Source organism: Thalassolituus sp. UBA3500 (assembly GCF_002377545.1).
In the GTDB taxonomy this organism is placed as follows: domain Bacteria; phylum Pseudomonadota; class Gammaproteobacteria; order Pseudomonadales; family Oceanobacteraceae; genus Thalassolituus.
Genome location: NZ_DFQB01000060.1, coordinates 303,541 through 314,786, shown reverse-complemented (window position 1 = coordinate 314,786; position 11,246 = coordinate 303,541). Strand labels below are relative to the sequence as shown.

Genomic DNA, 11,246 nt, shown 5'->3' with positions numbered 1-11,246 from the left:
GGAACTCAACTACGGAGTCGATCTATCAACCATCTGAGGGTGGTATCAGATTGATGGGGTGAAGGTGCCCCATCGACCATTAAATCCGTATACCCAATAAAGCAAAGACAGCAATAACAGTCACAACGAAAAAGGGCGCTCATTGAGCGCCCTTTGACTGGCTGATCTTGCGATCAGTTTTCCTGTGCCGGTGGTCAGTTCCAACCCACGCGGTCAAAGATTTTAACTGCCGTCACCTGATGCTCGCCCAAGGCGCTTGCATTAATGGTGTCTTCTTTGAAGTCTCCCATCGCCTCAAGTACGGAGTCTGTTTCCGCGCCCTCAACCACAGAATATTCGTGGTTTGCTTCGACAAAATACTTCTGTGCCTCAGGCTCCGTCAGGTACTCTAGAAATGCAATTGCATTAGCACGGTTAGGTGCATGCTTTAATACACCCGCACCACTGATGTTAACGTGTGCTCCGTATCCGCCTTCTTCCTGATTCGGGAACAATACACCCACCGCTTTCACGCTTTCATCGCCTTCAGCCTGCAAACGCGCAACATAATAGGTATTTACGATACTGATCCGACACTCACCCGACGCCACTGCACGAATATTAGAAACGTCATTGCCTTGTGGTTTCTTCAGCAGGTTATCCATCACCCCTTGTGCCCACGCCTCTGCGGCTTCTTCACCATCGTGTTCAACCAATGATGCCAGCAATGAAATATTGTAAATGTTAGATGATGAACGAACGCAGATCTGCTTGCTGAACTTTGGGTCAGCCATATCTTCATAGGAATTCAGGCCTTCAGGCAGACCGCGCTCTTTGTTGTAAATAATAATTCGCGCACGCTTCGACAAGCCGTACCACAAGCCATCCGGATGACGGAGGTGAGCGGGAATACGAGCATCCAGCACGTCTGATTCTACCGGACTGAAAATGCCACGCTGCTCCGCGCGAAATAGGCGCCCCGCATCGACCGTTACCAGAATATCGGCTGGAGAGTATTTGCCTTCGTTAACGATTCGTTCAATCAGAGTATCACTTGGTGCTTCGATCAGATTGACCTTCACGCCTGTGCGCTTTTCGAAGTTTTCATACAAAGCGATGTCTGTGTCGTAGTGACGCGCGCTGTAAATATTCACCACGTCAGCAGCAAACACAGGTAGGCTCAGTGCTACAGCCATCGTGCTGGCTAGCAGTTTTCTGCTAAAAGAAATCATACGTTCTCCAGATTTATTTAAATAGAAAGACGCCGGTCTGGTTCGCGATCAAATCCACGCGATCCCCCAGCTGATACTGACTCACATCATCGATCAGTACTCTCAATGGCTCAGTTGCAGATGGCGTATTGTTGTTAGTAAGAAAAGCCAGCCAATCGTGGCCAATATATCTGAGACCGGAAATAACGACGTCCGACTTTTCATTTTTTTTCAAACTTAATCCTTTTGGCCTGACCACAAGGGTGTGTGCGTCGCGATAGCTACTCAATCGCTCAGCCTCTGCCTGAATTCTGCCGAACGCAGTATCAAACCCATGTTCATCTGCTGCAGTAATAGCCAGTCGTTGAGACCCGCCGAACAGTGTCGCCACGGCCACGGTCGCGGGTGACTCAAACACTTCTTGCGGAGTCCCGACCTGCGCAATCACACCCTGATCGAGCACGGCAATGCTGTCTGCCATTTCCATTGCTTCGTCAGGATCATGAGTAACCAGAATGGCCGTCGTACCTTTTTCTTTGATAGTACGGCGAGCCGCTTCCCGTAATGTCCGGCGCAGCGTGATGTCGATACTCGCGTAGGGTTCGTCCATCAGCAGAATTTTTGGTTCCGGTGCCAATGAACGCACCAGTGCAATTCGCTGTTGCTGTCCACCAGACAATTGATGCGGATAGCGCTGTCCATATTCGTCCAAGCCAACCAGCTCGAGAAGCTCTTTCACTTTTTCCTGCTGCTCGCGTCGGCTCAGATCCCGAATACCGAAGGCAATGTTTTCTGCCACTGTCATATTCGGAAACAGTGCATTCTCCTGAAACATCAGCCCCACCGGGCGAGCTTCCGGGGGCGGGTGCAGACCATCATTCGCCAGCACTTCATTATCCACGTGGATCTCACCACGCTGAACTTTCTCCAACCCAGCGGCAAGGCGGAGCAGGGTGCTTTTGCCACCGCCCGATGGCCCCAATAAACAAGTAATCTGACCAGGCTCGACGGCAAAATCCAGCTCGTGAAGTACGGGAGTAGCACCGTAACTGTGGCTTATCTGAGAAAAAACTAACGGCATACAGGCGGGCTCGAATAACAGGTGTCACATATGCGAATGGTTCTTTATACTACACCAACCTCACGCGTAATATTAGAGCCGGCATGCAAAACCAACAGACGCAATGGCGTTGGCTAATCAGCAGTTTTCTTATTTCTGTTTTTACGCTTGTTCCCGTTATTGTCATTCTGACCTCCCTGTTCGCTCCAACGACATCAACATGGTCACATATCAGCAGTAGCGTTCTGCCCGGATACGTAGGTAACACTCTGCTCCTGATGGTTCAGGTCGCGCTCTATACCACTGTAATTGGCGTGGGAACGGCGTGGCTCACCGCTGCAACCGAGTTCCCCGGACGTCGAATTCTGACCTGGGCGTTAATGCTGCCACTCGCCGCCCCTGCTTATATCGTCGCCTATGTTTATACCGATCTGCTGGATTACAGTGGCCCGGTGCAGACCCTGATCAGAAGCCTGACTGGCTTGTATGCTGGTGAGTATTACTTTCCTGAAATACGCTCGTTGAGTGGTGCGGCCTTCATTATCAGTCTGGTGCTGTACCCCTATGTGTACCTACTGGTTCGTGTGGCCTTTATCCAACGCTCGGCGACACTTTATGATGCAGCGCGCACCTTGGGGGCCAGTCCGTTTTTTGCATTCTGGCGCATCGCCTTACCAGCAGCCCGACCCGCCTTAGTGGGTGGCCTAGCATTGGTCTTGATGGAAACGCTGGCGGATTACGGCACGGTTGATTACTTCGCCGTACCCACCTTCTCGACGGGCATATTCCGAACCTGGTTTTCAATGGGGGATAAGGCTGCGGCACTGAAGTTAGCGGCGGTCATGTTCAGCTTTGTTGTTCTGCTCATCGTGATCGAAAAGTACAACCGGCGCCCGTCTCAGGCTCAAGCCATCGCCCGCGACGGTAACCTTCAGCGCACCCAGCTGACAGGCCTAGTAGCAGCAGGCGCGACATTACTGTGCGTTCTGCCTGTCGTATTGGGCAGCTTGATCCCTGGTGGCACCCTCGCGTATTTCGCACTGACCACAGGTGATCCACTGCTAGGACATGGCTTTACCGGGTTTATCGGCAATAGCCTGCAAGTGGCTTTGTCAGCGACACTGGCCGCTGTCATCATCGCGCTTGTCCTGACGTACGCTAAGCGTCTGACTGACAGCAAAGCCGTGAACCTTTCTATCCAACTATCAACACTGGGTTATGCGCTACCCGGTGCCTTGCTGGCAGTAGGCTTGTTCGCCCCGGTATCGCAATTCGATCGCGCCATCGCTACCTTCTTTGACGAGCAGTTTGATATTCAGACTGGGCTACTACTGACCGGTACGGTTGCCATCGTTGTATATGCTTATGTCGTGCGCTTTCTCACCGTGGCGTTCAACTCGACCAACAGTGGCATGGAAGCTATTCCTCCGATATACGATCAAGCCGCTCGCAGCCTGGGAGCGACTCCATGGCGCGTATTGAAAAGTATCCACCTGCCATTGATGAGCCGCTCAATACTGGCAGCGGGCATCCTTGTCTTCGTCGACAGTATGCGCGAGCTACCCGCTACCTTGCTGTTGCGCCCGTTCGATTTTGAAACGCTGGCGACCCGCGTCTATAAGCTGGCCAGCGATGAGCGCATCGCCGAGGCCTCCACCGCATCTTTACTCATTGTCGTTATCGGCCTCGTGCCTGTCCTGCTGCTCAACAAGCTATCCGATAAGCGCTGACGAGACTGCCGTTCTGATAGCCGAGTCTCGTCCTGATTGTCAGGAGACACACATAGTATCGAGTTGAATATTGGCCTCTTTGAACTAAACCTTGAGAACAGGCCAACGTTCACGAGAGGCAGCCCCATGTTTCTGAGGCACACGAGCAAACAGCAGCAAGCTGCCTATATACGACCACAAACCATGGTACTCGGCCTGCTTCTCTTGCTCACACTCGTGACAGTCGGCCAATACTACTTGTCTGAACAGCGCGTGTTTGATCAGTATCAGCAGGCTTCAGGCGAGCAGCAGAGCGCCATCATCGATGAACTCGCCAAGCAGTTCGAAAGGGACTATCACCAGCTACGCTTCCTTTATGCGACTCCACCCATACATGGCATAGTGCGGTCCTCAGGCAACGGCGGTATCGATCCGCTCGACAATACCCGGCAGGCACAATGGAAAGCCCGTCTGGAAACCATCTTTCAAGCTTACATTGAAAATAACGCTCACGCGTTGCAGGCGCGCTATCTGATCAATGACGGCAACTGGTCGGAAATTATTCGTGTGCAGCGCACCGGCAGCAGCACCCGGGTTGCAAACAGTACCGAACTTCAGGAGAAGCGGGGCCGCGATTACGTTGAAATACTGCCCTATATCCGAGCCAACGACTTCTACCTATCCGATATTGAACTGAATAAAGAATACGGGCGCGTTTCCTATCCACATCAATCAGTTTACCGACTCGTCATGCCGATATATGCGCAAGATGGCCATCTTTTCGGCGCACTGGTTCTTAACTTTGACGCCTATTTCCTGCTGTCTCGTCTCAGTAACCTGGCAGCCAATACAAGCAAAGTGTACCTGTACGATCACGATGGCCATATCCTTGTGTCACCCACATCGGGAGAGGCCTTCAGCTTTGAATTCGCAAACGCCACGCTCTGGAGCGACCTGTACAGCGCAGAGCAAAACTCTATTCACCGCGGTACCGCACTCGTATCAGCAAACAGCGACGGAGCGCACTACTACCTGACGCAGCGCCAGCTGAACATGCCCGGCTCCAATGGTGATCGGTTTATCAAGGTTGCCATAGCGACCCCAACGCGGCTTATCCAGCAACAAACGATCTCAGACACGTTGCGGTTCAGCGCCGCCGCCTTAGTTGTTTCTTTCGTACTGAGTGTGCTGTTCCTGTTCTACCAGCGGCAGGTACGTAAAACCTTAAATCTGAGTGATACCGAAGCACGCTTCCGTGCCATTGTGGATGACTCAACGGATGCCATCATAGGGATGCGCACGGACGGAACCATAACAAGCTGGAACAGCGCTGCAACCAGCATCCTGGGTTATAGCAGCCGCCAGATTGAAAACAGTGACTTTACCGAGACCTTTGCCACTGGCGAGCATCAGGAATGGGTCAAAGAAGTGATCGCCAGCGTTGCTGAAGGTGGTCAACCTGAGACATTACGCGTACCTCTTGTCTCAAAAAATCAGCACACTCTGACCACCCAACTCAGCGTATCACCCATCAAAACGGCCAAGGGAGCGGCCATCGGTGTTTCTGCAATCATTCGGGACATCAGCGAACAGGAACGAGCAGAACAACGAATCCGCGATTTAAACACTAACCTCGAAGCCGTCGTCGAACAGAGAACCGAAGAACTCGAGCAGGCACGAAATATGGCACTGTCCGCAAGCCGCGCCAAGAGCCAGTTTATTGCTAATGTCAGCCATGAAATCCGGACACCTCTTAATGGCATTATTGGTATGCTTCAGTTGATTCGCCGCGGCGAACTCAGAGTTCAGGAAAAGCGGTATCTTGATCTTGCAGATACCAGCTCACAATTATTGGCAGCGATCGTTAATGATGTCCTCGATTTTTCAAAGATCGAAGCAGGAAAACTCGATATTGATAATATCCCCTACGACCTCAATCGCTTGATCTCAGATCTGGTGCTATCCATGTCAGTCCCGGCGTCAGAAAAAGGTCTGGAGATCATTCTCGATGTTTCAGAAGTACAGTCACCTTCGCTTTCCGGTGATGCAAACCGTATCCGCCAAATACTCACCAACCTGATTAATAACGCGATCAAGTTTACGCTGAAAGGGCATATTCTTGTACGGCTGACTACGCAGAATACAAACGCAGAAAGCACCACATTGAGCATCGAAGTAGAGGATACCGGTGTCGGTATAAGCAAAGAAAAACTGCCAACCATTTTCGACGCCTTTGTTCAGGAGGATGCGGCGGTAACAAGAGAATTTGGTGGTACAGGCTTGGGACTCACTATTACCAATAAACTCTGTAAGTTAATGGGTGGCAGACTGGATGTTCAGAGCGAAAAAGGATCAGGCACTAAATTCACAGCCACTTTTGTTCAGAAATTGGCAGTAGGTTCAGAAGCTGAAAAACAAAACCCCGATTTTTCCGGGCTCAACTTCCATGTCATTGACCGCTCCGATGATTCAGCGGCAAACCTGGTAAAACTTCTCAAAAGCTGGGGTGCTCAAGCAATCAGCTCACGTCACCCACGGCCTGATGCGCATATCCGGAAAGGTAGCTACATAATCATTGATGCCACTCTGGCCGAAAACTTCGTACCTCATGAAAACGTCGCTGGAGTCATCATCACCGTGCCTCACGTAAAGCGCACAGAGATCGAACTTCCCGACTTGCATGGAGCCTTCCGTTTATCGAAACCCATTACTCCGGTGCAACTGGAGTATGCGGTTCGCCGATTAAAAACAGGATCTGCTGACGAAAAAAGTTCCAATCTGGAGAGCAGCGGTAAAACTGCCGCCCTGGCAGGGCGAAGAATTCTCGCGGTTGACGACAACCAGATTAACCTGGCGGTAATAGAGGGAATGGTGCGTCACCTTGGCGCTGAAGTCGTTTCCGCCGGAAATGGCGTAGAAGCCATCGATATGCTGCGTCGCTCCGGCCACCTGATTGATCTTATCCTTATGGATTGTCAGATGCCTTCCATGGACGGCTATGAGTGTACTCGCCAGATTCGCGGGGGATATGCCGGCGATAGTGCCTGCAGAATCCCTGTCATCGCAATGACTGCAAGTGCTATGGCAGGAGATCGTGAGAAATGCCTGCTCTCCGGTATGGACGATTATTTAGCCAAACCGATTGATAACGAAGAGCTGCGGAAAGCACTGACTCAATGGATGTCAGCCGTCACCTCTGCCGAATATCAGCCTGTAGAGCAGCTGGTGGTTGAAAAAAGCACTGACCTGGATATATACCCCGTGTGGGATAAGCCAACCGTCATGAAGCTGGTAAGTAATCAGGAAGAGCGACTAGGAAGATTAATTGATGTATTTCATGAAGCCAGTGAAGAAAAAGTCGCTAAATTGAAGAGCGCGCTGGCGCGGACTGATACCGCAGAGGTCGTGTCGCTCGCTAAGTTCCTGCAAGGCTCGTCGGCCAGTGTTGCGGCGACGCGGTTGCAACATATCTGCAAAACCCTGGAAGCCGAAGCCCGCGAGGGGCACATGGATACGCTGAAGAAATATAAGCACATGTTTGAGGATGAATACGACAAGCTGGAAGAGGCTTTCAGCGAGTTTCTGAGCAAGCGCAATCAGGCCTGAAGACGCTAAGTTTTCACAAATAAGTCATATGACGATGGCATATTAAAAAGCTTTAGCAAACCTTCAGGGAATGATATGCGCTTAATCGTTACTGCCGTTTTTATTCTTGGTCTCGTCGCTTGCGCGAGAGGGCCTCATTACGGAACGCCTGGTACCCAGGTGCATGACTCAGCGGAACTGGAACTGTCTGCACGCTTTGAGGGAGACCTCTGCAATGATCACTTCAGTTACCTGCGCATTGCCGTCGTTAACCCCAGCTCGGAATGGCAGACAGTCTCATCGACGGCTATACGACTTCCTTATGCCTCCACTCAGTTTGAGATTATGACTGGTGACCGCCTGGAATCATGGGCTAAAGCGACGATAAACCGCAAACGAAGAGAAATACTTAATGAAGTTCTGATGACGTCCTCCGCTCTGAAGATTGCCTCAATAGGGCTGAATTCGGACTCTCAGCTTAGCAAGAGTGCGGGAGCGGCGCTCGCAACTGGAATCCTTTTGACGCGAGCGGACGAAGCAATAGATCAGGCCTCTTATGGCCCTAGATCACTGGAGGACAGCTCACACATTCTCGCGCGGGATTTTGAAGTTCCTCCTGGAGGGGACCTTAATTTCTGGGTGGTGATGTATGCGGAGGCTGATGCACCATTAATGTCCTACCTGCCAATAAGTTACACTGACAAACACCAGATACGTCAGAGTGTCGTCATGCCACTCGATAACTACCGTAGCTGTAGCTGGCAAATGGACCGCCGTCGTTTTCTCAGTAGCTGGTGGGAAGAAAATGATCACGGCTACCGGACCCGGGACGAACGAAAACCCTCATACTCCGTACTTGAGCGTATGTATCAGGAAAATAGTGAAAACACGGTTAGCCAGTACCCCTGATACAGTGAAAAGCCCCGTGTATGCGGGGCTTCTTGAAACGATCAGAATAATACTCTGCCGCCAACGGTGAAGAGCCCCATTGAATGGCTTGTCTCAATTTCAGTATCAAAGACCTCGACCGTCTCCCAGCCGATTACCTTGATACGATAAGAGGCATCGAGCTCCACTACCTCACTTACGGGCATTGAAATGCCAGCACCTAGCTGAAGAGAAACACCTGACAGATCATCACCTTCAAGCACGTCTCCCGTATCTTCATAGGTCGCGAGGCCCAAACCAGCGGTAACGTAAGGTGTTACCCCATCGGCGGGAAAAAGTAAGTAGCCGTCAAACTCAAACGTTGTGATTTCTGAATCTTCAAAGTCATCAAATTCCAGATCATAGCCACCGTATGAAGCCTCGATACGAATATTTTCATCAACGATAAAGCCTACTGCCAGCCTCATAGTTGAAATATCCGTATCGTAGTCCTCCTCATCACCATCAATCGAGATAGTCTCTTCACCTGAGCCGACGCCCAGGTTGGCTCCGATATAGAACTGTTTGTCTGCCTCAGTAGCAAAAAGCTGTGGAGAAAGAAGTGAGAGCGCCAGAGCCGGCACCAGTGCATATTCTTTCATTGTAGCTCTATTTCCTTATTTTCCCTGAGTAAAACGTCGTAAATCCGTAAGCCTTGGCTATAAAAATAATTGTACCAAGCAGCCCTCGGAAGTCCGGCTATAAAAAACCCGCCTCAGCGGGTTATTTCTGATCCGGATGACTCTGTGCTTACCAAGCTTCTCACGGATCTGATAACCACTGTACGCCGGTCGCAGCTAAGCTGCGTTTCAGTAGTCAAAAAAAAGCCTCGCAAGAGGCGAGGCTTTCTGTACCGCAAAAACTCAGTGTTTACCAAGCTTCTCGCGGATCTGCTGAATCGTACGCAGCTGCGCTGCCGCTTCAGCAAGCTGAGACATTGCGCGGGAGTAATCAAAGTCTGCACCCTGATTTTCCATCGCCTGTTCAGCGTGTTTCTTCGCCTCCAGTGCCGCGGCTTCATCGATGTCGTTTGCACGAACAGCGGTGTCGGCCAGGATAGACACTGAATTTGGCTGTACTTCGAGATAGCCGCCAGAGACGTAGACAATCTCTTCTTCGCCGCCTTGCTTAACAATGCGGACAGGACCCGGCTTGAGCGGAGTCAGCAGGGCTGCGTGACCAGGTTCAACACCCAGATCACCCAGAGCACCTGCAGCAATTACTCGCTCGACCAGACCAGAGAAGAGGTTCTCTTCAGCGCTGACGATATCGCAGTGGACGGTCATTGCCATGTTCTATTCCTCTGTTCAGAGGAGGCAGAGCGCTGCACAAGTACAGCGCCTGCCCGCCCATTACATGTTGTTGGCTTTCTCGATGGCTTCGTCGATAGTACCTACCATGTAGAACGCCTGTTCTGGCAGGTTATCGTAGTCACCATTCAGAATGCCCTGGAAACCACGGATGGTTTCTTTCAGAGACACGTACTTACCAGGCGCGCCTGTGAAGATCTCTGCCACGTGGAATGGCTGAGACAGGAAACGCTCGATCTTACGTGCACGGGCAACCAGCTGCTTATCTTCGTCGGACAGTTCGTCCATACCCAGAATCGCGATGATGTCTTTCAGCTCTTTGTAGCGCTGCAGAACACCCTGAACGCCACGAGCGATGTCGTAGTGTTCGTTACCGATAACCAGTGGGTCCAGCTGACGAGAGGTGGAATCCAGTGGGTCGATCGCTGGGTAAATACCTTTAGACGCGATATCACGTGACAGTACAACAGTAGAGTCAAGGTGCGCGAAGGTGGTCGCAGGAGACGGGTCAGTCAAGTCATCCGCAGGTACGTATACGGCCTGGATCGAGGTGATCGAACCAGTCTTAGTAGAAGTAATACGCTCCTGAAGAACACCCATCTCTTCTGCCAGTGTAGGCTGATAACCTACCGCAGATGGCATACGACCCAGCAGTGCAGATACCTCAGTACCAGCAAGGGTGTAACGATAGATGTTATCAACGAACAGCAGTACGTCTTTGCCTTCGTCACGGAACTTCTCTGCCATGGTCAGACCAGTCAGTGCTACACGCAGACGGTTGCCTGGTGGCTCATTCATCTGGCCGTATACCATTGCTACTTTAGACTGTGCTTTGTCGTCGAGGTTTACAACGCCAGACTCAGCCATCTCGTAGTAGAAGTCGTTACCTTCACGAGTACGCTCACCAACACCTGCGAATACAGACAGACCGGAGTGTGCCTTCGCAATGTTGTTGATCAGCTCCATCATGTTTACGGTTTTACCAACACCGGCACCACCGAACAGACCTACTTTACCACCCTTAGCGAATGGGCAAATCAGGTCAATAACCTTGATGCCGGTTTCCAGCAGATCATTGCTGTTCGCCTGCTCATCGAACGATGGCGCATCACGGTGAATTTCATAACGCTCTTCTTCGCCGATCTCACCACATTCATCGATCGGGCGACCGAGAACGTCCATGATACGACCCAGAGTTGCATTACCTACTGGTACACGGATAGGTGCGCCAGTGCTAGTTACTGGAAGGCCACGCTTAAGACCTTCAGTTGAGCCCATCGCAATGGTACGAACAATACCGTCGCCCAGCTGCTGCTGAACTTCGAGAGTTGTCTCAGTACCATCTACGGTCAGGGCGTCGTAGACCTTAGGTACATCTTCGCGTGGGTATTCCACGTCGATGACGGCACCGATGATCTGTACGATACGTCCGCTCATTTTCGGTTCCTCTTAACTTAAAACCTGT

General features: G+C 51.3%; 8 protein-coding genes. 3 read left to right on the top strand and 5 right to left on the bottom strand.

What is annotated here, in order from left to right:
• Positions 1–194 precede the first annotated feature (194 nt).
• Positions 195–1,211: a Fe(3+) ABC transporter substrate-binding protein gene (locus B2R29_RS16885; protein ID WP_068436754.1), complete on the bottom strand. Its 1,017-nt coding sequence runs from the start codon at positions 1,209–1,211 to the stop codon at positions 195–197.
• 13 nt (positions 1,212–1,224) lie between these two features.
• Positions 1,225–2,271 carry an ABC transporter ATP-binding protein gene (locus B2R29_RS16880; RefSeq protein WP_068436752.1) on the bottom strand — a complete coding sequence of 349 codons (1,047 nt, stop codon included), beginning with the start codon at positions 2,269–2,271 and terminating at the stop codon, positions 1,225–1,227.
• 83 nt (positions 2,272–2,354) lie between these two features.
• Between B2R29_RS16880 and B2R29_RS16875 the strand changes: the two genes are divergently transcribed.
• The 3 genes from B2R29_RS16875 (at position 2,355) to B2R29_RS16865 (ending at position 8,453) form a co-directional block, all read left to right on the top strand.
• On the top strand, positions 2,355–3,980 hold the full coding sequence (locus B2R29_RS16875; RefSeq protein ID WP_301182123.1) for an ABC transporter permease: 1,626 nt from the start codon (positions 2,355–2,357) through the stop codon (positions 3,978–3,980).
• Positions 3,981–4,106: 126 nt separating this feature from the next.
• Positions 4,107–7,565, top strand: coding sequence for an ATP-binding protein (locus B2R29_RS16870; protein WP_076514337.1), 3,459 nt, complete (start codon positions 4,107–4,109; stop codon positions 7,563–7,565).
• A 75-nt stretch (positions 7,566–7,640) separates the two neighbouring features.
• Positions 7,641–8,453, top strand: coding sequence for a hypothetical protein (locus B2R29_RS16865; protein WP_301182122.1), 813 nt, complete (start codon positions 7,641–7,643; stop codon positions 8,451–8,453).
• 41 nt (positions 8,454–8,494) lie between these two features.
• Here the strand turns inward: B2R29_RS16865 and B2R29_RS16860 are convergent, their stop codons facing one another.
• The 3 genes from B2R29_RS16860 to atpD all read right to left on the bottom strand — a co-directional run bounded on the left by B2R29_RS16860 (position 8,495) and on the right by atpD (position 11,218).
• Positions 8,495–9,073, bottom strand: coding sequence for a porin family protein (locus tag B2R29_RS16860; RefSeq protein ID WP_301182121.1), 579 nt, complete (start codon positions 9,071–9,073; stop codon positions 8,495–8,497).
• Positions 9,074–9,334: 261 nt separating this feature from the next.
• Positions 9,335–9,763: a F0F1 ATP synthase subunit epsilon gene (locus B2R29_RS16855; RefSeq protein ID WP_076514338.1), complete on the bottom strand. Its 429-nt coding sequence runs from the start codon at positions 9,761–9,763 to the stop codon at positions 9,335–9,337.
• Positions 9,764–9,823: 60 nt separating this feature from the next.
• The gene (atpD, locus tag B2R29_RS16850; RefSeq protein WP_301182120.1) at positions 9,824–11,218 is read right to left on the bottom strand and encodes a F0F1 ATP synthase subunit beta; all 1,395 of its coding nucleotides are present in this window, start codon (positions 11,216–11,218) and stop codon (positions 9,824–9,826) included.
• Positions 11,219–11,246: the final 28 nt, after the last annotated feature.

What these genes read in the sequence shown, in the direction of transcription:
- B2R29_RS16865 (WP_301182122.1), top strand. Translation starts at nt 7,641, where the DNA reads ATGCGCTTAATCGTTACTGCCGTTTTTATTCTTGGTCTCGTCGCTTGC.
- B2R29_RS16870 (WP_076514337.1), top strand. Translation starts at nt 4,107, where the DNA reads ATGTTTCTGAGGCACACGAGCAAACAGCAGCAAGCTGCCTATATACGA.
- B2R29_RS16880 (WP_068436752.1), bottom strand. Translation starts at nt 2,271, where the DNA reads ATGCCGTTAGTTTTTTCTCAGATAAGCCACAGTTACGGTGCTACTCCC.
- B2R29_RS16855 (WP_076514338.1), bottom strand. Translation starts at nt 9,763, where the DNA reads ATGGCAATGACCGTCCACTGCGATATCGTCAGCGCTGAAGAGAACCTC.
- B2R29_RS16885 (WP_068436754.1), bottom strand. Translation starts at nt 1,211, where the DNA reads ATGATTTCTTTTAGCAGAAAACTGCTAGCCAGCACGATGGCTGTAGCA.
- B2R29_RS16860 (WP_301182121.1), bottom strand. Translation starts at nt 9,073, where the DNA reads ATGAAAGAATATGCACTGGTGCCGGCTCTGGCGCTCTCACTTCTTTCT.
- atpD (WP_301182120.1), bottom strand. Translation starts at nt 11,218, where the DNA reads ATGAGCGGACGTATCGTACAGATCATCGGTGCCGTCATCGACGTGGAA.
- B2R29_RS16875 (WP_301182123.1), top strand. Translation starts at nt 2,355, where the DNA reads ATGCAAAACCAACAGACGCAATGGCGTTGGCTAATCAGCAGTTTTCTT.